At 33.3% G+C, this 26,757-nt stretch carries 30 protein-coding genes; 19 read left to right on the top strand and 11 right to left on the bottom strand.

Annotated elements, in window-relative coordinates:
* Positions 1-58: 58 nt before the first annotated feature.
* A complete protein-coding gene (locus OA85_RS03910) occupies positions 59-679 on the top strand; it encodes an L-threonylcarbamoyladenylate synthase (protein WP_039108183.1) in 621 nt (206 codons plus the stop codon).
* A 133-nt stretch (positions 680-812) separates the two neighbouring features.
* Here OA85_RS03910 and OA85_RS03905 read toward each other — a convergent pair whose 3' ends face one another.
* From OA85_RS03905 to OA85_RS03895, 3 genes are all read right to left on the bottom strand, one after another.
* Positions 813-1,646 (bottom strand): OmpA family protein, encoded by an 834-nt coding sequence (locus OA85_RS03905; RefSeq protein ID WP_039108182.1) that lies wholly within the window; start codon positions 1,644-1,646, stop codon positions 813-815.
* Between the two features lie 74 nt (positions 1,647-1,720).
* Positions 1,721-2,707 (bottom strand): glycosyltransferase family 2 protein, encoded by a 987-nt coding sequence (locus OA85_RS03900; RefSeq protein WP_039108181.1) that lies wholly within the window; start codon positions 2,705-2,707, stop codon positions 1,721-1,723.
* Between the two features lie 64 nt (positions 2,708-2,771).
* Positions 2,772-3,218 (bottom strand): type I restriction enzyme HsdR N-terminal domain-containing protein, encoded by a 447-nt coding sequence (locus OA85_RS03895; RefSeq protein ID WP_039108180.1) that lies wholly within the window; start codon positions 3,216-3,218, stop codon positions 2,772-2,774.
* 91 nt (positions 3,219-3,309) lie between these two features.
* Here OA85_RS03895 and holA point away from each other — a divergent pair, with 91 nt between their 5' ends.
* From holA to ettA, 3 genes are all read left to right on the top strand, one after another.
* Positions 3,310-4,314, top strand: coding sequence for a DNA polymerase III subunit delta (holA, locus tag OA85_RS03890; RefSeq protein WP_039108179.1), 1,005 nt, complete (start codon positions 3,310-3,312; stop codon positions 4,312-4,314).
* Between the two features lie 73 nt (positions 4,315-4,387).
* Positions 4,388-4,570 carry a CAL67264 family membrane protein gene (locus tag OA85_RS03885; RefSeq protein ID WP_039108177.1) on the top strand — a complete coding sequence of 61 codons (183 nt, stop codon included), beginning with the start codon at positions 4,388-4,390 and terminating at the stop codon, positions 4,568-4,570.
* A 43-nt stretch (positions 4,571-4,613) separates the two neighbouring features.
* Positions 4,614-6,308, top strand: coding sequence for an energy-dependent translational throttle protein EttA (gene ettA / locus OA85_RS03880; RefSeq protein ID WP_039108176.1), 1,695 nt, complete (start codon positions 4,614-4,616; stop codon positions 6,306-6,308).
* Positions 6,309-6,375: 67 nt separating this feature from the next.
* Here the strand turns inward: ettA and OA85_RS17700 are convergent, their stop codons facing one another.
* The 3 genes from OA85_RS17700 to OA85_RS03870 all read right to left on the bottom strand — a co-directional run bounded on the left by OA85_RS17700 (position 6,376) and on the right by OA85_RS03870 (position 9,290).
* A complete protein-coding gene (locus OA85_RS17700) occupies positions 6,376-6,501 on the bottom strand; it encodes a hypothetical protein (RefSeq protein WP_255350536.1) in 126 nt (41 codons plus the stop codon).
* 76 nt (positions 6,502-6,577) lie between these two features.
* Positions 6,578-6,994: a thiol-disulfide oxidoreductase DCC family protein gene (locus OA85_RS03875; protein WP_039108175.1), complete on the bottom strand. Its 417-nt coding sequence runs from the start codon at positions 6,992-6,994 to the stop codon at positions 6,578-6,580.
* A gap of 130 nt (positions 6,995-7,124) precedes the next feature.
* A complete protein-coding gene (locus OA85_RS03870) occupies positions 7,125-9,290 on the bottom strand; it encodes a DNA mismatch repair protein MutS (RefSeq protein ID WP_039108174.1) in 2,166 nt (721 codons plus the stop codon).
* 112 nt (positions 9,291-9,402) lie between these two features.
* Between OA85_RS03870 and ung the strand changes: the two genes are divergently transcribed.
* Positions 9,403-10,083 carry a uracil-DNA glycosylase gene (ung, locus tag OA85_RS03865; RefSeq protein ID WP_039108173.1) on the top strand — a complete coding sequence of 227 codons (681 nt, stop codon included), beginning with the start codon at positions 9,403-9,405 and terminating at the stop codon, positions 10,081-10,083.
* A 354-nt stretch (positions 10,084-10,437) separates the two neighbouring features.
* On the opposite strand, the gene OA85_RS03860 is transcribed toward ung, so the two are convergent.
* The 5 genes from OA85_RS03860 to OA85_RS03840 form a co-directional block, all read right to left on the bottom strand.
* Positions 10,438-10,812 (bottom strand): DUF4258 domain-containing protein, encoded by a 375-nt coding sequence (locus OA85_RS03860; RefSeq protein ID WP_039108172.1) that lies wholly within the window; start codon positions 10,810-10,812, stop codon positions 10,438-10,440.
* Between the two features lie 36 nt (positions 10,813-10,848).
* Positions 10,849-12,048 (bottom strand): alanine dehydrogenase, encoded by a 1,200-nt coding sequence (locus tag OA85_RS03855; RefSeq protein ID WP_039108171.1) that lies wholly within the window; start codon positions 12,046-12,048, stop codon positions 10,849-10,851.
* Between the two features lie 92 nt (positions 12,049-12,140).
* Complete coding sequence (locus OA85_RS03850) at positions 12,141-12,614, bottom strand: GNAT family N-acetyltransferase (protein WP_039108170.1); 474 nt, start codon at positions 12,612-12,614, stop codon at positions 12,141-12,143.
* Between the two features lie 11 nt (positions 12,615-12,625).
* Complete coding sequence (gene tsaE, locus OA85_RS03845) at positions 12,626-13,033, bottom strand: tRNA (adenosine(37)-N6)-threonylcarbamoyltransferase complex ATPase subunit type 1 TsaE (protein WP_039108169.1); 408 nt, start codon at positions 13,031-13,033, stop codon at positions 12,626-12,628.
* 73 nt (positions 13,034-13,106) lie between these two features.
* Positions 13,107-14,660, bottom strand: a complete 1,554-nt coding sequence (locus OA85_RS03840) for a bifunctional response regulator/alkaline phosphatase family protein (RefSeq protein ID WP_039108168.1) — start codon at positions 14,658-14,660, stop codon at positions 13,107-13,109.
* A 479-nt stretch (positions 14,661-15,139) separates the two neighbouring features.
* On the opposite strand from OA85_RS03840, the gene OA85_RS03830 reads away from it, so the two are divergent.
* The 14 genes from OA85_RS03830 (at position 15,140) to OA85_RS03770 (ending at position 26,704) form a co-directional block, all read left to right on the top strand.
* Entirely contained in the window at positions 15,140-15,418 is a 279-nt protein-coding gene (locus tag OA85_RS03830; protein ID WP_039108166.1) for a toxin-antitoxin system YwqK family antitoxin, read from the top strand.
* 96 nt (positions 15,419-15,514) lie between these two features.
* Positions 15,515-15,682 (top strand): FeoB-associated Cys-rich membrane protein, encoded by a 168-nt coding sequence (locus OA85_RS17340; RefSeq protein ID WP_156129407.1) that lies wholly within the window; start codon positions 15,515-15,517, stop codon positions 15,680-15,682.
* 160 nt (positions 15,683-15,842) lie between these two features.
* The gene (locus OA85_RS03825) at positions 15,843-16,337 is read left to right on the top strand and encodes a hypothetical protein (RefSeq protein ID WP_052257135.1); all 495 of its coding nucleotides are present in this window, start codon (positions 15,843-15,845) and stop codon (positions 16,335-16,337) included.
* Entirely contained in the window at positions 16,324-17,448 is a 1,125-nt protein-coding gene (gene chrA, locus OA85_RS03820; protein ID WP_039108165.1) for a chromate efflux transporter, read from the top strand. The genes OA85_RS03825 and chrA overlap by 14 nt, the downstream gene beginning before the upstream one ends.
* 84 nt (positions 17,449-17,532) lie before the next feature.
* Positions 17,533-18,327, top strand: coding sequence for a DUF1080 domain-containing protein (locus OA85_RS03815; RefSeq protein ID WP_039108163.1), 795 nt, complete (start codon positions 17,533-17,535; stop codon positions 18,325-18,327).
* Positions 18,328-18,477: 150 nt separating this feature from the next.
* Positions 18,478-19,707 (top strand): HD domain-containing protein, encoded by a 1,230-nt coding sequence (locus OA85_RS03810; RefSeq protein WP_039108162.1) that lies wholly within the window; start codon positions 18,478-18,480, stop codon positions 19,705-19,707.
* A 40-nt stretch (positions 19,708-19,747) separates the two neighbouring features.
* Positions 19,748-20,791 (top strand): UDP-3-O-(3-hydroxymyristoyl)glucosamine N-acyltransferase, encoded by a 1,044-nt coding sequence (gene lpxD, locus OA85_RS03805; protein ID WP_039108161.1) that lies wholly within the window; start codon positions 19,748-19,750, stop codon positions 20,789-20,791.
* Positions 20,784-22,172: a bifunctional UDP-3-O-[3-hydroxymyristoyl] N-acetylglucosamine deacetylase/3-hydroxyacyl-ACP dehydratase gene (locus tag OA85_RS03800; RefSeq protein WP_039109340.1), complete on the top strand. Its 1,389-nt coding sequence runs from the start codon at positions 20,784-20,786 to the stop codon at positions 22,170-22,172. Before lpxD ends, OA85_RS03800 begins: the two co-directional genes overlap by 8 nt.
* An 84-nt stretch (positions 22,173-22,256) precedes the next feature.
* Positions 22,257-23,042 carry an acyl-ACP--UDP-N-acetylglucosamine O-acyltransferase gene (lpxA, locus tag OA85_RS03795; RefSeq protein WP_035672295.1) on the top strand — a complete coding sequence of 262 codons (786 nt, stop codon included), beginning with the start codon at positions 22,257-22,259 and terminating at the stop codon, positions 23,040-23,042.
* 134 nt (positions 23,043-23,176) lie between these two features.
* Positions 23,177-23,743 carry an elongation factor P gene (gene efp / locus OA85_RS03790; protein WP_039108160.1) on the top strand — a complete coding sequence of 189 codons (567 nt, stop codon included), beginning with the start codon at positions 23,177-23,179 and terminating at the stop codon, positions 23,741-23,743.
* Between the two features lie 69 nt (positions 23,744-23,812).
* On the top strand, positions 23,813-24,742 hold the full coding sequence (locus OA85_RS03785) for a UDP-3-O-(3-hydroxymyristoyl)glucosamine N-acyltransferase (protein WP_039108159.1): 930 nt from the start codon (positions 23,813-23,815) through the stop codon (positions 24,740-24,742).
* A 1-nt stretch (position 24,743) separates the two neighbouring features.
* Positions 24,744-25,106 carry a hypothetical protein gene (locus OA85_RS03780; protein WP_039108158.1) on the top strand — a complete coding sequence of 121 codons (363 nt, stop codon included), beginning with the start codon at positions 24,744-24,746 and terminating at the stop codon, positions 25,104-25,106.
* Between the two features lie 86 nt (positions 25,107-25,192).
* Positions 25,193-26,065 (top strand): succinate--CoA ligase subunit alpha, encoded by an 873-nt coding sequence (sucD, locus tag OA85_RS03775; protein WP_035672307.1) that lies wholly within the window; start codon positions 25,193-25,195, stop codon positions 26,063-26,065.
* A gap of 216 nt (positions 26,066-26,281) precedes the next feature.
* A complete protein-coding gene (locus tag OA85_RS03770; protein WP_039108157.1) occupies positions 26,282-26,704 on the top strand; it encodes a hypothetical protein in 423 nt (140 codons plus the stop codon).
* The last annotated feature ends 53 nt before the right edge of the window (positions 26,705-26,757 follow it).

The following is a 26,757-nucleotide window of genomic DNA, read 5'->3' as shown; positions in this document are numbered from 1 at the left end:
TCAATTTGTCTTTTAGAAGAACTTTAAATCTTAAATTTTTTAACTTTAAATTAAAAAAATGGCTCAATTTATAAAAATATACGCAGACAAACCTAACGAAGCGGCAATTGCTAAAGTAGTTAAAGTTCTTAAAGATGGCGGATTAGTAATTTATCCAACAGATACCGTTTACGGATTGGGCTGCGATATTACCAATACAAAAGCACTTGAACGTATCGCTAAGATAAAAGGAATTAAGCTGGACAAAGCTAATTTTTCTTTCATTTGCCATGATTTGAGTAATATATCTGATTATGTGAAGCAAATTGATACCGCTACTTTTAAATTATTAAAAAGAGTTTTGCCAGGACCTTATACCTTTATTTTACCGGGAAATAATAACTTACCAAAAGAATTCAAAAAGAAAACAACAGTTGGTATTAGGGTTCCTGATAATTCGATTGCACTTGAAATTGTACGCCAATTAGGCAATCCAATTGTTTCTACTTCGATTCACGATGATGATGATGTAATAGAATACACCACTGATCCGGAACTTATTTTCGAGAAATGGCAAAATTTAGTTGATGTTGTTATTGATGGTGGTTATGGAGATAATATAGGCTCTACTATTATTGATTTATCTGGGGATGAACCAATTGTAGTCAGAGAAGGAAAAGGAAGTTTGGATATTTTGTAAACGAGTATTCAGCTTTCAGATTAAGAATTTTAAATATCTTCCTAAAATTTGCATAAAAAAAACGTCTCGAATTATCGAGACGTTTTCATATTAGATGTAACCTGAACACTAATTACTGTTCATTGCATACTTTTTATTTTTGTTGTTTTTTCATTTCTTTTTCAATCATATCGTAGAACTGATCGATTTTTGGCAATACAACAATACGAGTTCTTCTGTTACGGGCTCTGTTTTCAGCAGAATCATTAGCAACTAAAGGAACATAAGAACTTCTTCCTGCTGCAATTAATTGCTCTGGTTTAACACCTAATTGATTCGTTAATACACGAATTATAGAAGTAGAACGTTTCACACTTAAATCCCAGTTGTCCAATAAAATTCCTGAACCATTGTAAGGTACATTATCAGTATGTCCTTCAACCATACATTCAAAATCTGGTTTGTCATTAACAACTTTAGCTACTTTAGCTAAAACTCCTTTTGCTCTGTCTGTTACATCATAACTTCCAGTTTTAAATAACAATTTGTCTGCAATAGAGATAAATACAACTCCTTTTTCAACATTTATTTCGATATCCGGGTCAGAAATTCCAACAGCACTTTTTAAACTAGTAACAACAGCAAGAGTAACACTGTCTTTTTTAGTTAATGCATCTTGCATTCTGCTGATTTTCAAATCTTTTTCTTTGATAGATTCTAAAGCTTTCTCAATATTTTCAGCCCCTTTAGTGGTCAATACCGTCATGTCTTTAGACGTATTGATCAGTGTTTGATTGTGTTCTTTTAAACCGGCTACAGTAGCTGAAAGTCCCGCTTTTTCTTCCAAGCAAGAATTTAATTTTACGGTAGCAGAATTCAATAAATCTTGGGTTTCTTTGTTTCTGGCTTCTAAGTCAGTGTATTTCTTTTTAGAAACACAAGAAGTTAAAAGAGCCAATACTGATAAGGCAATTACTATTTTTCTCATAATTTTTTTTTAAAGATTTGATTTGTAAATTTAGTTTTTAAATTTTAGAAGTTATACATAAATTAATGTTAAAATTATTTTGCAAAAACCTTGCCATTGTTAATGTAATAGGAACAAACGATGCTTTTTGTATTGTAGTATTTTTTTGATTGAAATTTCTCTCTCTTTTTTAAATTACTTAAAAACAATAGATAAAATGAACCATGTGCCTTTAATATTGCTAAAAAATGATTGAATTTTCCTTTAGAAAGGAATTGCAATCCGGCAATTCCATCCAGAATCATCCTGCAAAATAGAATCCAGTACAATTTATTTTTAGGTAAATTTTTAGTCAACATTAATAAGGAATTTCTAAAATTCAAATACGTTTTCTTTGGATTTCCTTGTTGCAAAGTAGCTCCGCCAACATGATAAACAATAGATTCCGAATTATATTTTATTTTGTATCCTTTATTGATTGCACGCCAGCATAAATCAATTTCTTCCTGATGGGCAAAAAAATCGGCATCAAAACCTTTTAATTCCTTATAAACCGAGCTTCGAATAAAAAAACAAGCTCCAGAAGCCCAAAATATCTCACAATTATCATTGTATTGTCCGTTATCTTTTTCTAAAGTATCAAAAATACGTCCACGACAATAAGGATATCCATATTCATCAATAAAACCTCCCGCAGCACCAGCATATTCAAAATATTCTTTACGTTTAAAATCTAAAATTTTTGGTTGTATAATAGCAGTTTCGGTTTCATTTTCGAAAGTTTTAAGAATAGGCTGCAGCCAATTTTCAGTAACTTCAATATCAGAATTGACTAAAGCGTAAATCTCGGCATCAATATGTTTCAATGCTTCATTATAACCGCCGGCAAAACCTAAATTGATGTCGTTTTTCACAATTTTAACAGATGAGAAATTAGCCAAAACAAATGAAATGGAATCATCAGTTGAAGCATTATCTGCGATATATATAGTAGCTTCGGGTGAATATTGCAGTACCGAAGGTAAAAATTGTTCTAATAATTGTACTCCGTTCCAGTTGAGTATTACAACAGCTATTTTCATTTAGATTTTTAGATTTTTAGATTTTTAGATTTTTAGATTTTTAGACATTTTAGATTCTAATAATCTAACTATTATAATTTGGCAGATTCTCTAGAAAAGCATATTTCTCGTTTTCAAAATCCATTTGACAAAAGTAATGATTCAATCCATTGGTCACCATCAAAAATTGGGCTTTCATAGTCATATTATAACGGGCAATTTGGTCGAAAGTCGCTTGTGCAATTTTTATTTCGGGTGCTTTGCATTCGATTAAAATGAAAATAGAACCATCAGTATTGAAAACGACCACATCGTATCTTTTGCGCAAGCCATTGACTTTTAGAACTTTTTCTACATTTATCAATGATTTAGGATATTTTTTTTCTTCCAATAAAAACTGAACTACATGCTGACGAACCCATTCTTCGGGAGTAAGAATGATAAATTTTTTCCTTATTTCATCAAAAATGGAGACTTTATTTTCGCTATTTTTGAACCGAAAGTTATAAAGTTGAAAATTTAGTTTTTGCATAAAGCAAAAGTATTAAATAAGTTTAAAATTTAAAGTTTAAAATTTCATTCGAAGTAACAAACTTTAAACTTCAAACTTTAAACAAAAAGAAATGGACGAGGTTGTAAAAATTGTAAATGATATAAAAAGCGGCAACATCAAACCCATCTATTTTTTGATGGGAGAAGAACCTTATTATATTGACAAATTATCTGATTATATAGAAGAAAAAGTATTAACCGAAGAGGAAAAAGGCTTTAATCAAACCGTTTTATACGGAAGAGATGTTTCAATAGAAGATATTATTTCAACCGCTAAAAGGTATCCAATGATGGCAGAGCGCCAAGTTGTGATTGTAAAAGAAGCACAAGATTTGATTCGGACGATTGATAAATTGGAAAGTTATGCCGAAAACCCAATGTCATCAACTGTTTTGGTTTTTTGTTACAAATATAAAACGTTGGATAAACGTAAAAAATTGACCAAGCTATTAGCAAAGCATGGTATCGTTTATGAAAGTAAAAAATTGTACGAAAACCAAGTAGGCGAGTGGATTAAACGCGTTTTAGCAGGAAAAAAATATTCGATTGAACCTAAAGCAAATGCCATGTTAGTGGAGTTTTTAGGAACTGATTTGAGCAAAATAAATAATGAACTCGAAAAATTACAGATTATCCTGCCTGCTGGAAGTACAATAACTCCAAAGCATATTGAGGAAAATATAGGTTTCAGCAAAGATTTTAATGTTTTTGAATTGCGAAAAGCACTGGGAGAACGAAACCAACTAAAAGCTTATACGATTGCCGAAAATTTTGCCCAAAATCCAAAAGATAATCCAATGGTGGTCACAACGAGCTTGGTGTTTGGATTTTTTATCCAATTGTTAAAATACCACGGATTAAAAGACAAGAACCCAAAAAATGTAGCGGCAGTATTAGGCGTAAACCCTTTCTTTTTGAAAGAATATGATGTGGCTTTGAAGAATTATCCCATGAAAAAAGTGAGTCAAATAGTTGGAGCTTTAAGAGACATTGATGTAAAAAGTAAAGGTGTTGGCGCGAATGCGTTGTCACAATCCGATTTGTTAAGAGAAATGCTTTATAAAATATTTAATTAAAGGGTAAAAATTTCCGATATTTGCACTCCAATTCCAAGACTTCGGGATTGGGATTAAAATAAATACCACAATTATGGGAATGAATAAAAACACTGTTTTAGGATGGGCTACACTAATAATGATACTTATGGGATTACTCTTAATAGGATTAGGGGCTTTCAGATATAGCGATGTTTCCGGATGGGGATTTGCAGCAGTAGGTGTTGGCTTTTTAGCTAATGCATGGGTGTTCAGTTCACTTAAGGGCAGATTATAATAATAATTTTAATGTTGAATTTTAAATTTTTAAATTAAAAATAATGGCAGACGATAAGAAAGTAATATTCTCAATGTCAAAATTGAGTAAAACGTATCAAGGAGCAGATAAACCAGTACTTAAAAACATCTATTTGAGTTTCTTTTACGGAGCTAAAATTGGTATTTTGGGTTTAAATGGTTCAGGAAAATCTTCTTTATTAAAAATTATTGCGGGTGTTGATAAAAACTACCAAGGTGATGTGGTGTTTGCACCTGGTTACACGGTTGGTTATTTAGAGCAAGAACCTATTTTAGATGATAGTAAAACGGTTATTGAGATTGTAAGAGAAGGAGTTGCTGAAACAATGGCAGTATTAGACGAATTCAATAAAATCAACGATAGCTTTGGTCTTCCGGAGGTTTACGAAGATGCCGATAAAATGGAAAAATTGATGGACCGCCAAGCGTTATTGCAAGATAAAATTGATGCGCTTGGAGCTTGGGAAATCGATACTAAATTAGAAATAGCTATGGATGCGTTACGTACTCCGGATGCTGATACGCCAATTAAAAATCTTTCTGGAGGTGAACGTCGTCGCGTGGCTTTATGTCGTTTGTTGTTACAACAACCAGACGTTTTGCTTTTGGATGAGCCTACGAATCACTTGGATGCCGAAAGTGTTCTTTGGTTGGAACAACATTTAGCTCAATATGCTGGAACAGTTATCGCTGTAACTCACGATAGATACTTCTTGGATAATGTTGCAGGTTGGATTTTAGAGTTAGATAGAGGAGAAGGAATTCCTTGGAAAGGAAACTACTCTTCTTGGTTGGATCAAAAATCAAGCAGAATGGCATTAGAAGAAAAAGTAGCTTCTAAACGTAGAAAAAATTTAGAAAGAGAGTTGGACTGGGTTCGTCAAGGAGCCAAAGGTCGTCAAACAAAACAAAAAGCGCGTTTACAGAATTACGATAAATTGCTAAATGAAGATCAAAAAGCATTAGATGAAAATCTAGAAATCTATATTCCAAACGGACCTCGTTTAGGAACCAATGTAATTGAAGCCAAAGGTGTTGCAAAAGCCTATGGGGATAAATTATTATATGATAATTTGAATTTTACACTGCCTCAAGCTGGTATTGTTGGGATTATCGGGCCAAACGGAGCTGGTAAATCAACGATTTTCAGAATGATTATGGGTGAAGAAAAACCTGATGCAGGGGAGTTTGCCATTGGTGAAACAGTGAAAATCGCATATGTAGATCAAGCGCATTCTAATATTAATCCTGATAAATCCATTTGGGAAAACTTTTGTGATGGTCAGGAATTGATTATGATGGGTGGTAGACAGGTGAATTCCAGAGCTTATTTAAGCCGATTTAATTTTGGAGGAAGCGATCAAAACAAAAAAGTATCAACACTTTCAGGAGGAGAACGCAACCGTTTGCATCTTGCTATGACTTTGAAAGAAGAAGGAAACGTTCTTTTATTAGATGAGCCTACGAATGATTTGGACATTAATACGCTTCGTGCATTAGAAGAAGGTTTGGAAAATTTTGCAGGTTGTGCGGTAGTTATTTCTCACGACAGATGGTTTTTGGACAGAATTTGTACACACATTCTAGCTTTTGAAGGAAATTCTGAAGTGTATTATTTTGAAGGAGGTTTCTCTGAATACGAAGAGAATAAGAAGAAACGTTTGGGGGGTGATTTAACTCCGAAACGATTAAAATACAGAAAATTAATCAGAAGTTAATTCTATTTCAAATATCGTTAATATCATCAAGAGGATGTCCCATAAAGGCATCCTCTTTTTTGTGCGATTATTTCTTTTTATCAGAATTCATCATTATTAAAACAGCGGCAACTAATCCTATTATTACCAAACCGAATACAATAATCATTATAAATGAACCGTTATCCCAAGAAAAAAGTGATGTATCTTTCATAATTCAAATTTTAAGGTTGGTCAAATATAGAATTACTGTTAAAAGTAATGAATGATAATTATCATAATTAATAATTTTATTCTAAAAACTTAGCTTGAAGTTCCTTTGTAGGAATCATACAGCTTTCTTTTTTTCCATACCATTTGTAGCGGTTTTTAGCGATATAATCGTAAATGTAATTATTAAAGGATGTAGGTAAAATAGAAAATAAAGTTCCAAAATAATAAATCCCACCTAAACTTTTCGCAATTTCTAAAGCAGCTTCTGATTTGTAGTAATATGCTATTCCGGGCTGGTAGAGAATTATACTATCAATGTTTTTAGCATCGATTCCAATGTATTTAATGATTTCTTGACCTAAATAAGATTGTAGTGCCACAAACCTAAAAATATCTTTTTTGTCCTGTTTAAGGATGAATTGTACAGCCGAATTGCAGAGATTACAAACGCCATCAAAGAGGATTATTTTTTTATCTTTAGGAAGGTTTAGCATATTTTTGTTTAGTGTTTTAAAAAATGTTTAACGTTTGATGTTACTCAACTTAATGTGATTCCTCCTTCGTCGGAATGACAAAACATCTACTGAGACTTCAACCTGTGAACTAAAGTCTGCAATCTGAAATTTACTTCTTACCCGCTTCTACGAATTCCAATTCCTCTAAGCTTACTTTCGAAGTAAACACACCATAATTCACTACAGCTTTGTTCTTTTCAATCTTATCAATGCTTCCTACTGATTTTCCGTCTAGCATTCGGACACGATCACCAACTTTAAGAATGGCTTTTGGTTTTACAACTACAGGTTTTAGTTTCTTTTCTTTCTTTTCCTGACGAATTTCTTCTACATGAACAGTGATTTCTTGTATAACTTCTTTTTTCTTTTCAATAATAGCTTTGGCCTCTTTAGGCGTTGCTTTTTTACGTTTGGAATTTTCGATTTCAATAATTTTCAAAAACTCCCCAATCAGGTCTTTTTTGTTTTTGTTATTAAAATATTTCTCGGCTATATCTTCTATTTTTTGACCAATGTAAATCGTTTTCTGATTGCTGTCATATAATTCCTGATAGCTTTCCAGTTTTTGCTTGATTTTCACATTGATGTTTTCCATTTTCTTGCCTTCTTCACGCGCTTTTGTTTCCTCTTCTTTGAGTGTTTGCGACGTTTTTTCCATTTTTGAACGCTCTTTTTGGAGTGTGGCAATCGTTTTGTCAAAACGTACTTTTCCAACTTCAATTTTCTTTTTAGCGCGATTTATTAAACTAAATGGAATTCCGTTTTTTAAGGCTACTTCAAATGTAAAAGAACTTCCAGCTTGTCCTAAAACTAACTTGTATAAAGGTTCTAATGTTTTTTCGTCAAAAAGCATATTGGCATTGGTTGCATAAGGCAATTCATTAGCAAGAATTTTTAAATTCGAATAATGCGTTGTAATAATTCCGAAGGCTTCCCGATGGTAAAACTCTTCTAGGAAAATTTCGGCTAATGCACCACCTAATTCAGGATCAGAACCGGTACCAAATTCATCAATCAGGAACATGGTTTTTTTATTACACTTCTTTAGAAAGTAGTTCATGTTTTTCAATCGGTAACTGTAGGTACTTAAATGATTTTCAATAGATTGATTATCTCCGATATCTGTTAAAATACGATCAAACAAAAACGTTTCACTGCGTTCGTGTACCGGAATCAACATTCCGGATTGCAGCATCAATTGGAGCAATCCAACCGTTTTCAATGAAATGGTTTTTCCTCCGGCATTTGGGCCTGAAATCACAATGATTCTACTTTCCTGATTTAATTCAATAGTCTGCGGATGTGTAATTTCATTTTTCTGCTTGTTATTCAAATACAAAATAGGATGGTAAGCATCTCTAAAATAGAGTCGGCGATCCTCCGTAATTGTTGGCAAAATTCCATTAATTTTATTAGCATATTTAGCTTTTGCAGCAATCACGTCAATGTCACTTAAAAATTCCTGATATTGAATTAGTAGTGGTAAAAAAGGACGAATTTTATTTGATAATTGCTTTAGTATTCGGGTGATTTCCTCTTTTTCCTCGTATTCTAAATTGCTTAGTTCACGGGAATATTTGAGTGTCGTTTCCGGTTCGATATACGCAATGCTTCCCGTTTTAGAACTGCCCAGAATTGACCCTTTTACTTTACGACGATACATGGCAAGAACGGCTAATACTCGTCTGTTTTGAACGAAACTTTCCTTAATGTCATCTAAATATCCCAAAGCATTGTATTGCGTTAATGCAGTACCAAAACTCTGATTGACTTTGCCACGAACTACATTCATATTCCTACGAATATCCAATAAATCAGGTGAGGCATTGTCTTTTATTTCGCCATATTTATCGACTACTTCATCGACCATAGTGATGATATCTTTGGTAAATTCAACTTGTGAAGCTCTTGTGTTTAAGTTGAGATAATAATCTTCAAATTTTTTCAAGAAATTCAACAAGAAATTAGCGGTTGATGAAATGGTGGCAATTTTTCTAAAACTACCCACTTCAAGAAAGCTATCTTCTATAGCAAGAAATTTAATTTCATGCGTTATAGCATCAAAACCATGATTAGGGATGGCATTGTTATTCTGGAAAGAGGAAACATATTCCGATGTTTGCATTAATGCTTGCATCAAGGTTTCCTTATCTTTAAAAGGAGTGATTTCTAATGCTTTTTGTTTTCCAATATCAGTATTACAAATCGTCGAAATAGTATCGAGAACGGTTGGGAATTGTAAATCTTGTAACGTTTTTTCGGTGATGGATATCATTTTATAAGCTAAGTTGTAAAGTTTCAAAGTTACAAAGATTCAAAGTGAAATGCATTAATTTTTTAGCCGACTTTGCGAAAAACTTTGCGAACTTTACGGCAAAATAATTTACATGCAAATCAATCTCAATCCAGAATGGCAATCTATTTTATCAGACGAAATCCAGAAACCCTATTTTCAGGATTTAATGGAAACCGTTGAAGAAGAATATAAAATTCATACTTGCTATCCTCCGAAAGATTTGATTTTTGCGGCTTTTAACTATTGCAGCTTCAAAGATGTAAAAGTGGTTATTATTGGCCAAGATCCGTATCATGGAAAAGGCGAAGCCAATGGTTTGTGTTTCTCTGTAAATGACGGAGTCAGGATTCCGCCTTCTTTACGCAATATTTTCCGCGAAATGAGTGATGATTTGGGAACTATTTTTATGCCCACTTCCGGTAATCTAGAAGCTTGGGCGAAACAGGGTGTTTTGCTTTTGAATGCTTCACTGACAGTGAGAGAAGATAATCCAAACAGCCATAAACATTTAAAATGGAACCTTTTTACAGATGCCGTAATCCAGAAAATTTCGGATGAAAAAGAACATGTGGTATTTTTACTTTGGGGTAATTTTGCCCATAAAAAAGGACTTAAAATTGACCGAAACAAACATTTAGTTTTAGAATCCGGGCATCCATCGCCAATGAGTGCGAATCAGGGAAAATGGTTTGGGAATAAGCATTTTAGCAAAACAAACGACTATTTGAAACAAAATGGAATAGAAACAATCAGTTGGATTTCAGTTGATTAATGCAGTTGTTTAGTATTACAGTTCACTTTGCGGACTAACATTGTTTTTTTTTTTCACAGATTTAAAAGATTTCCACGGATTTTCCCTAATAAATCTAACTTACGTTTCTCTAATTTGTGGAATATTTTAAATCTGTAGTATTAAGGATAGTAATATCGGTTGAATATGTAAATAATTGTTTTATATTGCTTTGCGTGAGTGATGGTAGTGGAGCTCTTTTTTGAAAGGCGTTTTAGCCTCTTGAAAAAAAGCGGGAACGTACAGCACGACCCGAAGTTTTTACGTAGGGTCACGCCCAAATTCAAATCGTGTTATTTGTAGAATTAAGTCCTAAATAACAATAATTAATTAAATCTATTTCTTAATTATTTCTTCTAAAGTAGCTTTGCTTTCTTCGTTTTTTATTTTTAGGATAATTTCTTGACCTTTCAAGGTTTTACCTTCAATCACGTATATTTTACGTTTACCAAATTCGGTATTGCTTTTGTCAAAGTCAACATCGCCGTATTGCAACGTGTTTTTTATATCAATGGTATCAATCCACTTTTCGGCTAATATTTGGGATGCTTTTTCAGAATAACCAAAAGGTTTATTTCTTAAATCATTCAATACTCTTGCATTTGGAAAATAATTGCAACGGGTATCTTTTCCACTAAAAATAGCGGCTACAAAAAACAATCCTAATATTAAACCAATAAGATAATAAGCAAAACGATGTACGAATTTCATGTTTTAAATTTTTGGCAAAGGTAAAAGAAAGTTTGCTTAAAAAACAATTAAATTGATATCGTTAATAGGTAAATCAAACCAATCGCCAATTGCTTTATTGGTAAGAATCCCATGATAGAGATAAACTCCGTTTTTTAATCCTTTATTGCATCGTAAAGCGCTTTCAATTCCGCCATCTTCAGCAATTTGCAACAAATAAGGAGTGATGATATTGCTAATGGATAACGAAGCCGTTTTTGAGTAACGGGAAGGGATATTGGGGACACAATAGTGCAAAACATTATTCTTAATAAAGGTTGGTTTTTCATGTGAAGTCACTTCCGAAGTCTCAAAGCAACCACCGGTATCAATGCTTACATCTACGATAACGGCTCCTTTTTTCATGTATTCTACCATAGTTTCCGTTACTACAACTGGGCAACGTTCCATGCCTCTCATGGCGCCAATAGCGACATCACAGCGTCTTAATGCTTTCAGTAACGATTTAGGTTGAATAGTAGAAGTAAAAACGCGTTGATTTAAATTATTTTGCAGTCGGCGTAATTTGGTAATCGAATTGTCAAATACTTTAACCGTCGCGCCCAAACCAATGGCTGTTTTAGCGGCAAATTCTCCAACGGTTCCTGCGCCTAAAATAACAACTTCAGTGGGAGGAACGCCAGTAATATTTCCGAATAATAATCCTTTTCCAAATTCATTGGTAATCATTAACTCGGCTGCAATTAAAATTGAGGCAGTTCCTGCAATTTCACTCAATGATTTGACTGCCGGATAGGTACCGTCTTCATCTTTTATGTATTCAAAGGCAAGTGCTGTGATTTTCTTTTTGGTTAAAGCCTCAAAATAAGCTTTTTTTCTTGTTTTCAATTGAATTGCTGATATCAAAATCGCTTTCTGATTCATCATTTCGATTTCGGCTAGGGTAGCGGGCTCTACTTTCAATATCATGGGGCAACTAAATACCTTTTTGGTATCATTAGTAATTTCGGCTCCTGCTTCAAAATATTCTTTATCCGAATAACTGGAACTTTCACCTGCACCAGCTTCAATCATTACCCGATGGCCATGATAAGTTAGTGTATTTACAGCATCAGGAGTCAGACAAATACGGCGTTCTTGATAACTGGTTTCTTTTGGAATTCCAATAAAAAGGTCGCTTTTCCGTCTTCGTATCTCGAGTTTTTCTTCTTGAGGTAATAACTGCTGTTTAGTGAATGGTGTTATCGTTATTGGCATTAGTGCTGTGAAATTTAGGGTACAATTTACGGAAAAAGTTTTAGAAAAAGGCAATTGAGTTGGCTGAAAGTGCGTTCGAGCTTAAATTTAAATTAACGGATGATTCTTTCCATTTTAATATCAGCTCTTTCGTAAACACCATCTTCTAAAGATATTTCTACAAAACCAAATTTTTCATACAAATGGATTGCTGGCAGTAATTTTCTGTTCGAATATAAAATAAGTTTTTTAATTCCTTTCTCTTCAGCGATATCCATACAATGAACCATCAGTTTTTTTCCTATTCCCAATCCTTGAACCCCGTCGGTAACCGCCATTTTACTCAATTCAAATGTGGTGTCGTCGATTTTTATTAAGGAAACCGTGCCAATGATTTTGTCATTGTATTTTGCATAAAAAATCATTCCGCCTTTGTCGATGATTTCGCCTTGGGGATTCGATAATACGATTTCATCTTTGGGCTCCACCTTGAAATATTTCTTGAGCCATTCTATATTCAAGGTTTTTATAGGCTCCGTTAAAGCTGTGGTAAAAGGTATAATTTCAACTGTATTTTCTAAACTCATACGTAATTGTTTTATCTTAATTCTAAAGCACGTTTTCCATCGGGAAGTAGGGTAATCGTAATGACAGAATGGGTTTCAGGAATCAAATTCGGAATCTTCTCCGCCCATTCTATAAAACACCAATTTCCGGAATACAAATAATCATCAACGCCCATGTCTAACGCTTCAACTTCATGATTCAATCTGTAAAAATCAAAATGATAAACGATTTGATTGTTAGTCGTTTGGTATTCATTAACTAAAGAAAAAGTTGGACTACTCGTAGCTCCTATAACTCCCAGGGTTTTACACAACTGTTTGATTAATGTGGTTTTCCCAACACCCATTTCTCCATGAAAAAGAATCACTTTGTTTGGGTTTTCGACTATGATTTTTTGTGCAACTTCCTCGAGTTGATCTAAAGAAAAAATAACATTCATTACTTTTAAATTTGTTTAAATTTTAAAGTTTAAGGTTGCACCGAAAACTGAAAACTGAGACTAAAAAAAAATCCTATTTAGGGTTAAAAACTAAAAAAGGAATAATCATTTCTTCCAATGAAATTCCACCATGCTGATACGTATTTTTGTAATAACTCACATAATGATTGTAATTGTTGACATACGCCAAAAACAAATCATTTTTTGCAAAAATATAAGAACTACTCATATTTATCGTTGGTAAACCAATATTTTTTGGTTCTTTCACTGCATAAACATCTTTGTGTTCGTAAGTCAAACTGCGTCCTGTTTTGTAACGCAAATTCAAACTGGTATTTTTATCACCCACCACTTTCGATGGATTTTTCACGTTTATAGTTCCGTGATCCGTAGTTAAAATCAACTTGAAACCCATTTTTTGTGCCTGTTGGATAATTTCCAACAACGGAGAATTTTTAAACCAACTCAACGTCAATGAGCGATATGCTTTATCGTCGGAAGCAAGTTCTTTTACCACATCCATTTCAGTTTTGGCGTGTGAAAGCATGTCTACAAAATTGTAAACCACGGTGACCAAATCGTTATTTTTTAACGCTTTAAAACCTTCAACGAGTTTTTTACCTCCGGCAAGATTCGTAATTTTGAAATAATCTTCCTTAATATGCAATCCCAAACGTTTCAATTGTGCCGACAAAAACTCTGCTTCATACAGGTTTTTTCCGCCTTCTTCTGGATCATTTTTCCAATATTGTGGAAACTGTTTTTCCATCTCCAGTGGCGTCAAACCAGAGAAAATAGCATTTCTAGCATATTGTGTAGCCGTTGGCAAAATCGCGTAATACGGAACTTCTTTTTCCAGTTTATAATAATTACTCACCACACTTTCAAAGGCTTTCCATTGATCGTAACGCAAATTATCAATCACCACAAACAAAATTGGTTTGTCTTTTTTAACAATTTCAGGAACCACTAATTCTCTAAATAAAGTGTGCGATTGCACTGGTTTATCCGCTTTTGGTTTAAACCAATCTTCATAATTACGCTCAATGAATTTCCCAAATTGCGAATTGGCTTCCGTTTTTTGGGATTCTAGAATTTCAACCATACTTTGATCGTTGATATTCTCTAATTCGAGTTCCCAAAAAATCAATTTCTTATACAATTCAATCCAGTCTTCATAGGAATTCACCATCGCCATTTCCATGGTAATTTTTCTAAATTCCTTCTGATAATCCAAGGTTGTTTTTTGCGAAATCAATCGGGAATGATCCAGATTTTTCTTCAAACTCAACAAAATCTGATTCGGATTTACGGGTTTGATTAAATAATCGGCAATTTTAGAGCCAATCGCTTCCTCCATGATGTATTCCTCCTCACTTTTGGTAATCATAATCATGGGAACCGAAGATTTTTTCTCCTTCATTTCCGACAGCGTTTCCAGACCACTCATTCCAGGCATATTTTCATCCAGGAAAACAATGTCAAAATTGTTTTCCTCAAAAATATCAACCGCATCACGACCGTTATTACAAGTAGTAACTTCGTAATTTTTCTTTTCCAGAAACAATATATGTGGCTTTAAAAGGTCGATTTCATCATCTACCCAAAGTATTTTTATTTTATCCATAATTCGTATTAACAAGTGTTCAAAAGTAGTAATTGAAAGTGCCAATTTACTGTTTTTTGCAACGGTTAGTTGCTAATATTATGATAATTTTTCGTGCAATAGTTGTTCGTATTCCTAAACAAAGATAGGAATTTTTTGCATTGAAATTGTTTCCGGGCGTGCCCCATCCTCCGTAAACTCCGTCCGGGTCGGGCTGTACGCTGTATCTTTCCTTTTTAAAGAAAAAAGGAAAGGATGCCGCTTCCATCCCTCACGCAGTTGTGAGAACGATTTGGTTTTAGAGCTACTATTTAGATACGAAAAGTTTCAGGAAATAAATGGAACTTTCGATTATTTGCAGTTGTTTTTTTATAAATTCGTGTAAATTAAATATAGTGTTTATCAGACTAATCTAGTCGAATTTAGGTGATTGGGATAATTTTGTAAGACCAATAAGTTTGCAGACAGTTTGTGAAAATAAAAAATATAATTAAATTCAAATGTTAGATAAAAAATACTACCTAAACGGACAAATAACCCATGAGTTAGTTGGGGATAAATTGACTTATTTTTTCAAAAATGGAAAAATGAAAGCGAAAGGTACTTTTATTAATGGACTGATGGAAGGAGAGTGGCTGTTTTATCGGGAGACCGAGCAATTGTGGCAAGTTGGAAATTTCAAAAACAGTAAGAAAAATGGCTCTTGGATTCGCTATGACAGAAACGATCAAGTAGAATATCAAGAGACTTTTGAAAACGATAAAATCATTAAAAAATGATTGTTAAATAATGGTAAAGTCATGAAAATGTAACTTAAGCCTATTTTCTGAAATTTAATTATTTATAACTCAGTAATTTTACTAAAAACTTAGAAAATGGAAATAAATTGGATTATTATAGCCGCAGTTTTGGTTTGTGCAATTGCTTTAATTCGATACTTAATTAAAAAGAATCAGAAGGATAAAAAAGACGTAACGAAGTTCTTTAATACGGATACTACAATTAGAAAGGAATCAGAACGAGATGAAGATGAAGAGTATTGATTGCGGTTGTTTTAACCACTATTTTAACGCAGAGCAATAATTTTAATCGTATTATAAAAAGGTGGTAATTTCTTTGTGAAATTATTATAAATTTCCTTTTACTAATGTACAAGAATTAAAAATCCTGTCTTTGTATTTTAATCTTTAAAAATTCTTAAATATGAAAAATAGTTTATTTCTTGCTTTATCAGTTTTCTTTTTTTCATGCAATAAACCAATTGAGAAAAACCAAGTGTTGCAAAATCGTATCGACAGTTTAAAAATCAAACTTTCAAAAACCTATAAACCGGGTTTTGGTGAATTTATGACTGTTATACAAATTCATCATGCTAAACTTTGGTTTGCAGGACAAAATAAAAATTGGAAATTGGCTGATTTTGAAATTAACGAAATCAAAGAAAATTTAGAAGGAATACAACAATACTGCAAGGACAGACCGGAGACAAAATCACTTGGAATAATTGACCCCGCAATGAACAGCATCAGTAATTCGATTCAGCAAAAAAATCAAAAGGCATTTCAAAAAGATTATATAAATTTGACCAATTCGTGCAATACGTGTCATCAAGAAACTAAACACGAATACAATGTAATCAAAATTCCAGAAACTCCACCTTTTAGCAATCAAGATTTTAGATTAAATGAACGAGAATAAAATAAAAGAACTTGCCAAACTATTTTTAAAACTTGGAATAATCGGTTTTGGTGGTCCAGCGGTTCATATTGCAATGATGCAGGAAGAGGTGGTTGGTAAAAAAAAGTGGATTAGTGAACAGCATTTTCTAGACTTAATTGGAGCCACTAATTTAATTCCCGGACCCAACAGTACCGAAATGGCGATTCACATCGGGCACGAAAGAGCGGGATGGAAAGGCTTGATTGTGGCTGGATTTTGCTTCATCTTTCCGGCGGTTCTAATAACGGGCTGTTTCGCTTGGCTTTATAAAAAATACGGACAACTTCCAGAAATGCAACCGTTCATTTATGGAATAAAACCGGCCATAATTGCAATAATACTAATGGCTATTTTTCCGCTTGCCAAGAAATCTTTAAAAACACTTGAACTAGGGATAATTGGATTGATAACTATTGCGTTGGCAATTCTAAATTACAATCAAATCTGCATCATGTTTGGTGCTGGAATTGTTGCGTTATTAATTTCATCCATGAGAAATAATACAATGAATACGAATAATTTCATTCCAATTTCACTGTTTCAGCTTTCAAAAACAACTGTAGTTTCAACAACAAACTTGAATTTATTTCTGGTATTTCTAAAAATTGGAGCTATTCTATACGGAAGCGGTTATGTGCTGTTTGCTTTTCTCGATGCCGAATTAGTTTCAAAAGGATTACTCTCCAGAACAACATTAATCGATGCTATTGCAGTAGGGCAGTTCACACCCGGCCCTGTTTTTTCATCGGTAACATTTATTGGGTATCAAATGAATGGATTATCGGGAGCAATCGTTGCTACAATTGGAATCTTTTTACCTTCCTTTCTATTTGTCGCCCTGCTGAATCCATTGGTTAAAAAAATGAGGGATTCAAAACCATTTTCGGTATTTCTTGATGCAGTAAATGTGGCTTCCATAGCCATAATTGTTGCCATTTGTTTTCAAATGGGTTCGGATGTAATTACAGATTGGCGAACCATTTTAATTACAGTTATAAGCATTTTAATTACTTTTAATTATAAAAAATTAAATAGTGTTTTTATAGTTTCGGGAGGTTCCATGCTGGGTTACATTTTGACATTTGTATAAAAAAAATATTTTTTTACAACTGTGTGTAAAACAGAACGATTTTATTCTAAATTTATACTTTTATGAAACTAAACCAAATTATTTATGAAATCGAATAAAATTAGCAACTATTTTTTAAGTATCGCTTTGTTTTCTGTGACTGTTGCTATGGCACAACATGATTATGTTGACACACCGCCAGCCGTGTCGCCAATGACTATGAAACCTGAAATGACTGAGATTTGGGAACCGCAGGTAAAAGTAATAACACCAGCTAAAAAAATGGGTGATGCTCCTTCAGACGCCATTGTGTTATTTGATGGTAAAAACTTAGATCAATGGGTGAGTCAAAAAGACATAACGCAGCCAGCCGCTTGGAAAATAGTAGATAAGGATTATATGGAAGTCGTGCCGGGTTCAGGAGCGATTCAAACTAAAATGCAATTTGGAGATTGTCAATTGCATGTTGAGTGGAGCGCGCCAGATGCAGTTGTTGATGGCGGACAATGGAGAGGAAACAGTGGTATATTTTTACAAAACAGATACGAACTTCAAGTATTGGATTCTTATAACAACAGAACTTATAGCAATGGTCAAGCTGGAAGTATTTATAAAGATGTACCGCCTTTAGTCAATGCAATGAAAGCGCCTTTAGAATGGAATACGTACGATATTGTCTATACTGCGCCGCGTTTTAAAGCTGATGGAAGACTAGATGCTCCAGCAAGAATAACAGTTTTGCATAATGGCGTTTTAGTTCAAAACAATGCTACTATCAGTGGGTTAACACTTTATATTGGTTTACATAATTATCCGTTATCACATGGTGAAGATGTAATTGCGTTACAAGAACATGGTTGCAAAACGCAATTCAGAAATATCTGGATTAGAAAACTTTAAAAACAATGAAGGAGAGCTAAAAACTCTCCTTTTTTAGTATTTGTACGAACAGGAACGTCTATTTTATTTGATTCAAAATCGTTCTAACAAACGTTTTCTGTTTTAAAGTCTAATTTCCTTATATTTGTTCACCAAAAAAATAAAGTTATAGTGAGTCAAATCAATAAGCTAAAAATATTCAATGATCCCATTTATGGGTTTATTACCATCCCCAATGCCTTAATTTACGATTTAGTTCAGCATCCTTATTTTCAGCGTTTGCGCCGTATTTCCCAAATGGGCTTATCGTATTTGGTTTATCCTGGAGCGAATCACACTCGTTTCCATCATGCTTTAGGTTGTATGCACCTGATGCAAAAAGCAGTTGACGTATTGCGTTTTAAAGGCGTTTTGATTTCTTCAGAAGAGGAAAATGCTTTGTATATTGCTATTTTATTACACGATATAGGTCACGGACCGTTTTCGCATGCAATGGAAAAGAGCATTGTTGAAGATGTTCATCATGAAGAAATATCATTGTTGTTTATGAACCAGTTGAATGTTGAATTTGACGGTCAGTTGAGTTTAGCTATTCAGGTTTTTAAGGGAGAATATGACAGGAAATTTATGTTGCAATTGATTTCGAGCCAATTGGATATGGACCGAATGGATTACCTGAAACGAGACAGTTTTTATTCGGGTGTGGCTGAAGGAAATGTAAATTCAGAGCGACTGATTCAAATGATGAATGTGGTGGATGATTTCTTGGTCATTGAAGAGAAAGGAATTTACTCAGTAGAGAAGTTTTTAATGTCCAGACGCTTAATGTATTGGCAGGCGTATTTACACAAAACGAGTTTAGTGGCGGAGTTAATTTTGACGAAAGTCTTAAAACGTGCCAAAGAACTAACATTAAAAGGAATCCAATTGCCTTGTAGCGAACCGTTGCTGTTTTTTATGCAAAATAGAGTTACCTTAGACACTTTTGACACTGAAAATTTAGATTTATTTTCTCAATTGGATGATTTTGATATTATAAGTGCTTTAAAATCTTGGCAAAAACAGGATGATTTTATACTGTCATCATTGAGTAAAATGATTGTTAATCGTGATTTATTAAAAATAAAATTAACCAGTGAAAAAGTTGATATTGAAGAGTTACAACCTTTGAAAGAACGTTTTGCATTGGAAAATAATATTTCTTTATTGGAGGCTAATTATTTTATTTTCAAAGGTAAAATAAAGAACCAAGCCTACAGTAAAGAAGCGGAACCCATACGGATTTTGAAAAAAGACAGAACAATTGAAGATGTTATAGAATCTTCTGATCAGCTGAATTTAAAATCGTTATCTAAATTGGTGACTAAATATTATATATGTTTCCCAAAACAACTTGTATAAAATGAACATTTAAAATCTATTTTTTTATATTTTTGTCGCAATGAAATTTACAGCAGAACAAATAGCAGGGATTTTAGAAGGAGAAGTTGTTGGGAATCCCATGGCAGAAGTTTTTAGATTGTCTAAAATCGAAGAAGGTGCTGAGGGTTCACTTACTTTTTTATCAAACCCTAAATATCTTAATTATATATATACTACAAAAGCTACAGTAACAATTGTTAATGATACTTTTGTACCTGAATCGCAAATTACAACTACCTTAATAAAAGTGCAAGATGCTTATGCTTCATTTTCAAAATTATTAGAATTTTACAATCAAGTAAAGTTAAATAAAACGGGGATTGAGCAACCGTCATTCCTTTCACAAAGTGTAAAATACGGAGATAATTTATATCTTGGTAGTTTTAGTTATGTTGGTCAAAATGTGGTTTTAGGAGAAAATGTAAAAATTTACCCTAATTGTTTCCTTGGAGATAATGTTGTTGTGGGCGATAATGTAATATTATTCGCTGGCGCAAAAATCTATTCGGAGACCGTTATTGGGAATAATTGTACCATACATTCAGGAGCAATTATAGGTGCGGATGGATTTGGTTTTGCACCAAATCCAGATGGTACTTATACTAAAATTCCACAAATAGGGAATGTTATTATTGAAGATAATGTCGACATTGGTTCTTGTACTACTGTTGACAGGGCTACAATGGGATCTACGATTATAAGAAAAGGAGTGAAGCTTGACAATCAAATTCAGATTGCGCATAATGTCGAGATTGGTGAGAATACTGTAATTGCTGCACAAACGGGAGTTGCGGGTTCTACAAAAATTGGCAAAAATTGTATGATTGGTGGTCAGGTAGGGATTTCAGGGCATTTGACCATTGGGAATAATGTTAGAATTCAAGCTCAATCAGGCGTAGGAAGGAATATAAAAGATGATGAAGTCTTGCAAGGAAGCCCCGCATTTGGTTACAACGATTTTAGTAAATCCTATGTTCATTTCAAGAATTTACCTAAAATTGTTGCGGAAATAGAAGAATTAAAAAAACAAATATTAAACCAAAAAAATGGAAAAAATGGTTAAACAGAAGACCATCAAAACAGAAATCTCACTAACTGGAGTTGGATTACACACAGGAAAAGAAGTTACAATGACTTTTAAACCTGCTCCAGTCAATAATGGTTTCACTTTTGTTCGAGTAGATCTAGAAGGACAACCTATTATTGAAGCTGATGCAAATTATGTTGTAAATACACAAAGAGGAACCAATTTAGAAAAACTAGGGGTGAAAATACAAACACCTGAACATGTTTTGGCTGCGTTAATTGGTTGCGATTTAGACAATGTCATTATTGAATTAAATGCTTCTGAACTACCTATAATGGATGGTTCGTCTAAGTATTTTGTAGCAGCTATTGAGGAAGCCGGAATAGAAGAACAAAGTGCTAAAAGAAATGTATATGTTGTAAAAGAAGTTATTTCTTTTACTGATGAAGCTACTGGAAGTGAAATTTTAGTGATGCCTAACGATCATTATTCTGTTACTGCTATGGTGGATTTTGGTACTAAAATTTTAGGAACCCAAAATGCTACGATGAAAAGTATTTCTGATTTTAAAACTGAAATATCGGAGTCCAGAACCTTTAGTTTTTTGCATGAATTAGAATCATTGTTAGAAAATGGTTTAATTAAGGGAGGTGATTTGAATAATGCCATTGTGTATGTAGATAAAGAAATATCGGCAGCAACAATGGAAAATTTGAAAATCGCTTTTGGAAAAGATGAAATAACCGTTAAACCAAATGGTATTTTAGATAATCTTACTTTACATTATCCAAATGAAGCTGCAAGACACAAATTACTTGATGTAGTAGGTGATTTAGCTTTAATAGGAACTAGAATTCAAGGTAAAGTAATTGCCAATAAACCAGGACATTTTGTGAATACTCAATTTGCAAAAAAAATGGCTAAAATTATAAAAATCGAACAAAGAAATTTTGTTCCTGTTTATGATTTACATCAAGAACCTTTAATGGACATTCATAAAATTATGGCTGTTCTCCCTCACAGACCTCCATTTTTATTGATTGATAGAATTATAGAAATGTCTGAAAGTCATGTTGTGGGTATGAAAAACGTAACAATGAATGAAAATTTCTTTGTTGGACATTTCCCGGAAGCTCCAGTTATGCCAGGTGTTTTAATTGTTGAAGCTATGGCTCAAACTGGTGGAATTCTTGTCTTGAGTACGGTTCCTGACCCAGAAAATTATTTGACTTATTTTATGAAAATTGATAATGTCAAATTCAAACACAAAGTGTTACCTGGTGATACTTTAATTTTTAAATGTGATTTAATAACACCAATCAGAAGAGGAATTTGTCATATGCAAGCGAATGCTTACGCAAATGGGAAACTAGTTGCTGAGGCAGAGTTAATGGCACAAATTGCCAAAAAACAATAGATTTAGATTAAAAAAATATTACTTCGTTTGAAAAGAGCAAGTGATTTATTTTTTTCTCTAATAAATATAAAAACAAAAAAGCAGATGAATCAACCATTAGCATATGTTCATCCTGGCGCTAAAATCGCCAAAAATGTAGTCATTGAACCTTTTACAACCATTCATAATAATGTAGTTATTGGAGATGGAACTTGGATAGGTTCGAATGTTACCATTATGGAAGGCGCAAGAATTGGAAAGAATTGTAATATTTTCCCTGGAGCAGTAATCTCGGCGGTTCCTCAGGATTTAAAGTTTGGAGGAGAAGATTCTTTAGCGATAATTGGCGATAATTGCACCATTAGAGAGTGTGTAACTATTAATAGAGGTACAATTGCATCCGGACAAACTACTTTAGGTAACAATTGTCTAGTAATGGCAACAGCCCACATAGCTCACGATTGTCACATAGGTGATAATGCTATTATTGTCAATGGAGTAGCTTTGGCTGGTCACGTTACAGTAGGCAAATTTGCAGTTATTGGTGGTTTGGCAGCAATTCATCAATTTATTAGTATCGGAGATCATGCAATGATTTCAGGTGGTTCTTTGGTAAGAAAAGACGTTCCGCCTTATACTAAAGCGGCTAAAGAACCTTTATCATATGTTGGAATTAATTCTGTTGGATTAAGAAGACGTGGTTTTGCAACTGAAAAAATAAGAGAAATTCAAGATATTTATAGAATTTTATATCAGAAAAATTATAATACTTCTCAGGCATTAGATATTATCGAAGCTGAGATGGAAGCTACTACGGAAAGAGATGAAATTATTGATTTTATCAGAAATTCGTCAAGAGGAATAATGAAAGGATATTCAGGGAATTATTAATCCCCAACCCAGCCCTCCCCGAAGGGGAGGGAGATAGAAACGTAAAAATATAAAAATAATTAAGTAACACATTTCCATCCAGTCTCCCTCCCCTTCGGGGAGGGTTGGGGTGGGGAAAACAAATAAACATAAAAATGGCATCTACATCAGATATTAAAAACGGATTGTGTATAAAATACAACAATGATATATACAAAATCATAGAATTTCTTCACGTTAAACCAGGTAAAGGTCCTGCTTTTGTTCGAACAAAACTTAGAAGTCTTACTAACGGAAAAGTATTGGACAATACTTTTTCTGCGGGGCATAAAATTGAAGAAGTTAGAGTAGAAAACCATAAATTTCAGTTTTTATATCCAGAAGGTGATGATTTTCATTTTATGAATACAGAAACTTTTGAACAAATTACTTTAAATAAAAACATTTTAGATTCACCAGATTTATTGAAAGAAGGAGAAAATGTAATGGTAAGTATCAATACAGAAACTGATTTACCTCTTTCTGTAGATATGCCAGCATCTGTTATTCTTGAAGTGACTTATGCGGAACCAGGAATTAAAGGAAATACTGCTACAAATGCAACAAAATCAGCAACTGTTGAAACGGGTGCAACTGTAAATGTTCCTTTGTTTATTAATGAAGGAGACAAAATTAAAATCGATACTACATCAGGTTCTTACATGGAACGTGTAAAAGAGTAAATTACAATTTTTAGTATTCAGTTTGTTGTCAAGCTGAATACTGAACATTGAATACCGAATATTAAATTTATGAAATTCCAAAAAATTTACTCTTTAGAAGAAATTGCAAATATCATCAACTGTGAATATGTTGGTGATGCTAATTTTCCTGTTTCAGGAATGAATGAAATTCATGTTGTCGAATCTGGAGATATAGTTTTTGTGGATCACCCCAAGTATTACGATAAAGCATTAAATTCAGCGGCTACTATAGTTTTAATAAATAAAAATGTAGCATGTCCAGAGGGAAAAGCATTGTTGATTTCGGATGATCCATTTAGAGATTTCAATAAATTAACGAATTATTTCAAACCTTTTCAATTTTCTAATGTTTCAATAGCTTCTTCAGCTTCAATAGGTTCAGGAACTGTAATTCAGCCTAATAGCTTTATCGGAAATCATGTTGTTATTGGAGAAAATTGTTTAATCCATTCCAATGTATCAATTTATGATTATACCGTAATTGGAAATAATGTAATCATTCATGCAGGAACGGTTTTGGGTGCGGACGCTTTTTATTATAAAAAACGCCCCGAAGGATACGATCAATTACTTTCTGGAGGAAGAGTGGTTATTAAAGACAATGTGGGAATAGGTGCACTGTGTACCATCGATAAAGGAGTTACAGGTGATACTACTATTGGCGAAGGTACAAAAATCGACAATCAGGTACATGTAGGTCATGATACTGTGATTGGAAAAAAATGTTTAATTGCTTCACAAACTGGAATTGCAGGTTGCGTGATTATTGAAGATGAAGTTACTATTTGGGGACAAGTAGGGACTACCAGCGGAATTACAATAGGAGCGAAGGCTGTCATACTTGGTCAAACAGGCGTTACAAAATCAGTGGAAGGCGGTAAATCTTATTTTGGGACACCAATTGAAGAATCAAGAGAGAAATTAAAGCAGTTGGCCAATATCAAGAAGATACCAGAAATTTTAAATAAACTAAAATAATATGTCTGCTAAAGAAATTGTTCAGAAATTTTATAAATCTGATGCACTAATTGATAGTGAAGTGATGAAAGATTTTTTGCATCCAGACGTAATCGTTGAATGGAATAGCAGTAAAGGATTTATTAAACTCAATTATGAATCTTTACTTAATTTATCCAATGATTTAAATAAAGCATATGTTCGTTCTAAAGTTAGAATAAGCCATATTATTGCAGATAAAGATTTAATTTCGGTACGGTATTCTCATTTTGTGAAAACAATAGAAAATCCAAGAGAAGAAATGTTATTAGCGCATTTTATAACAATTTGGCAAATAAAAGATAATAAATTGTTTAGAGGGTATCAAATGAGTCAATTATCATAATATATTTTGACAAAAAAAGGCTTCAAAATAATTTACAAAACCTTACTTTTGCATCACAATTTTAAAAACTACATAAAATATATATCATGAGTGTTTTAGTTAATAAAGATTCCAAAATAATTGTTCAAGGATTTACAGGAAGTGAAGGAACTTTCCATGCTTCTCAAATGATTGAGTACGGTACTAACGTTGTTGGTGGTGTAACTCCGGGAAAAGGTGGGACCACTCACTTAGACAGACCTGTTTTTAATACTGTAAAAGATGCTGTAGAACAAGCAGGAGCTGATACAACTATCATTTTTGTACCGCCAGCTTTTGCTGCTGATGCAATTATGGAAGCAGCTGATGCAGGAATAAAAGTAATTATTGCAATTACGGAAGGAATTCCTGTAGCTGACATGATTAAAGCAAATAGTTATGTTAAAGAAAGAAATGCTAGATTAATAGGACCTAACTGTCCAGGAATAATTACTCCTGGAGAAGCAAAAGTTGGTATTATGCCAGGTTTTGTTTTCAAAAAAGGAACTGTTGGAATTGTTTCTAAATCAGGAACATTAACATACGAAGCAGCTGACCAAGTAGTAAAACAAGGATTAGGAATTACTACTGCAATTGGTATTGGTGGAGATCCAATCATTGGAACTACTACAAAAGAAGCAGTAGAATTATTAATGAACGACCCAGAAACAGAATGTATCGTAATGATAGGTGAAATAGGTGGACAATTAGAAGCTGATGCTGCTCATTGGATTAAAGCCGATGGAAACCGTAAACCAGTTGTAGGATTCATTGCAGGAGTTACAGCTCCTCCAGGACGTACAATGGGACATGCAGGTGCGATTGTTGGGGGATCTGACGATACTGCTGAAGCTAAAAAACAAATCATGAGAGAATGTGGTATTCACGTTGTGGATTCTCCAGCTGAAATTGGTAAAAAAGTAAAAGAAGTTTTAGGTTAATCTAACCTAGAATTAAATATTTTAAAAGCCTCACAATTTGTGGGGCTTTTTTATTATAAATTGAATTAAAGAAATATCTTTGCACTTTATTAAATTGATCTGTTTTTTCAGATGTAATCCTAATAAGAGCAAACATAAACGAATGGTTTCTAATGGGCCTCACGATTTTGTGGGGTATTTTTTTGCCGAAGCCAATTCACATAAAAATAAAATAATATGTACAAAGAGTTAAAAAAATTCAAAGTTAGCAATCAGTTTTCATTTACTATAGACGATAGTTTAGAAGAAGTATGCAATGCCTCAGAAGGATCTGGAGTGTTTTTAGTATATTCAGTTGGGGATGAAAAAGAGTTAATTATGGTTGGTTCTACCGGAACTGTTCAGAACAACGGAACTTTGAAAATTAAAAATGGTGGTTTAAAAGATAAAATTGTAGAAGGACACCAATTTGCAAAAACAGGAAGAAAATATTCTTGGCCAGCACAAATGAAAACCGAAGATATCAGTACACTTGAAGTGGTTTGGTACGAAACATTCAACGATAAAACGAAAGCAATACCAACATTCGTAGAAGGACAAGTTTTACAAAACTTCCTTGATGAAAATGGAAGATTGCCAAAATGGAATGTAGCTTTTTAGATAGCTAAATTTTAATATAATATGCAAAAGGCTCTCAGTTCTAAAACATTGGA

This window comes from Flavobacterium sp. AED (assembly GCF_000812945.1).
Classification (GTDB): domain Bacteria; phylum Bacteroidota; class Bacteroidia; order Flavobacteriales; family Flavobacteriaceae; genus Flavobacterium.
The sequence above is the reverse complement of the archived record's forward strand: the minus strand, read 5'-3'. Positions and strand labels throughout refer to the sequence as shown.

Excerpts from the sequence above, each read along its gene's own strand:
- ettA (WP_039108176.1), top strand. The coding sequence starts at position 4,614 with ATGGCAGACGATAAGAAAGTAATATTCTCAATGTCAAAATTGAGTAAA.
- OA85_RS03855 (WP_039108171.1), bottom strand. The coding sequence starts at position 12,048 with ATGCCAATAACGATAACACCATTCACTAAACAGCAGTTATTACCTCAA.
- OA85_RS03840 (WP_039108168.1), bottom strand. The coding sequence starts at position 14,660 with ATGGATAAAATAAAAATACTTTGGGTAGATGATGAAATCGACCTTTTA.
- OA85_RS03825 (WP_052257135.1), top strand. The coding sequence starts at position 15,843 with ATGAAAAATAGTTTATTTCTTGCTTTATCAGTTTTCTTTTTTTCATGC.
- chrA (WP_039108165.1), top strand. The coding sequence starts at position 16,324 with ATGAACGAGAATAAAATAAAAGAACTTGCCAAACTATTTTTAAAACTT.
- OA85_RS03850 (WP_039108170.1), bottom strand. The coding sequence starts at position 12,614 with ATGAGTTTAGAAAATACAGTTGAAATTATACCTTTTACCACAGCTTTA.
- OA85_RS03860 (WP_039108172.1), bottom strand. The coding sequence starts at position 10,812 with ATGAAATTCGTACATCGTTTTGCTTATTATCTTATTGGTTTAATATTA.
- OA85_RS17340 (WP_156129407.1), top strand. The coding sequence starts at position 15,515 with ATGGAAATAAATTGGATTATTATAGCCGCAGTTTTGGTTTGTGCAATT.
- OA85_RS03900 (WP_039108181.1), bottom strand. The coding sequence starts at position 2,707 with ATGAAAATAGCTGTTGTAATACTCAACTGGAACGGAGTACAATTATTA.
- OA85_RS03870 (WP_039108174.1), bottom strand. The coding sequence starts at position 9,290 with ATGATATCCATCACCGAAAAAACGTTACAAGATTTACAATTCCCAACC.
- lpxA (WP_035672295.1), top strand. The coding sequence starts at position 22,257 with ATGAATCAACCATTAGCATATGTTCATCCTGGCGCTAAAATCGCCAAA.
- ung (WP_039108173.1), top strand. The coding sequence starts at position 9,403 with ATGCAAATCAATCTCAATCCAGAATGGCAATCTATTTTATCAGACGAA.
- OA85_RS03770 (WP_039108157.1), top strand. The coding sequence starts at position 26,282 with ATGTACAAAGAGTTAAAAAAATTCAAAGTTAGCAATCAGTTTTCATTT.
- OA85_RS03780 (WP_039108158.1), top strand. The coding sequence starts at position 24,744 with ATGTCTGCTAAAGAAATTGTTCAGAAATTTTATAAATCTGATGCACTA.
- OA85_RS03895 (WP_039108180.1), bottom strand. The coding sequence starts at position 3,218 with ATGCAAAAACTAAATTTTCAACTTTATAACTTTCGGTTCAAAAATAGC.
- OA85_RS03800 (WP_039109340.1), top strand. The coding sequence starts at position 20,784 with ATGGTTAAACAGAAGACCATCAAAACAGAAATCTCACTAACTGGAGTT.
- OA85_RS17700 (WP_255350536.1), bottom strand. The coding sequence starts at position 6,501 with ATGAAAGATACATCACTTTTTTCTTGGGATAACGGTTCATTTATAATG.
- OA85_RS03785 (WP_039108159.1), top strand. The coding sequence starts at position 23,813 with ATGAAATTCCAAAAAATTTACTCTTTAGAAGAAATTGCAAATATCATC.
- lpxD (WP_039108161.1), top strand. The coding sequence starts at position 19,748 with ATGAAATTTACAGCAGAACAAATAGCAGGGATTTTAGAAGGAGAAGTT.
- OA85_RS03875 (WP_039108175.1), bottom strand. The coding sequence starts at position 6,994 with ATGCTAAACCTTCCTAAAGATAAAAAAATAATCCTCTTTGATGGCGTT.
- holA (WP_039108179.1), top strand. The coding sequence starts at position 3,310 with ATGGACGAGGTTGTAAAAATTGTAAATGATATAAAAAGCGGCAACATC.
- OA85_RS03815 (WP_039108163.1), top strand. The coding sequence starts at position 17,533 with ATGAAATCGAATAAAATTAGCAACTATTTTTTAAGTATCGCTTTGTTT.
- tsaE (WP_039108169.1), bottom strand. The coding sequence starts at position 13,033 with ATGAATGTTATTTTTTCTTTAGATCAACTCGAGGAAGTTGCACAAAAA.
- sucD (WP_035672307.1), top strand. The coding sequence starts at position 25,193 with ATGAGTGTTTTAGTTAATAAAGATTCCAAAATAATTGTTCAAGGATTT.
- OA85_RS03910 (WP_039108183.1), top strand. The coding sequence starts at position 59 with ATGGCTCAATTTATAAAAATATACGCAGACAAACCTAACGAAGCGGCA.
- efp (WP_039108160.1), top strand. The coding sequence starts at position 23,177 with ATGGCATCTACATCAGATATTAAAAACGGATTGTGTATAAAATACAAC.
- OA85_RS03830 (WP_039108166.1), top strand. The coding sequence starts at position 15,140 with ATGTTAGATAAAAAATACTACCTAAACGGACAAATAACCCATGAGTTA.
- OA85_RS03905 (WP_039108182.1), bottom strand. The coding sequence starts at position 1,646 with ATGAGAAAAATAGTAATTGCCTTATCAGTATTGGCTCTTTTAACTTCT.
- OA85_RS03885 (WP_039108177.1), top strand. The coding sequence starts at position 4,388 with ATGGGAATGAATAAAAACACTGTTTTAGGATGGGCTACACTAATAATG.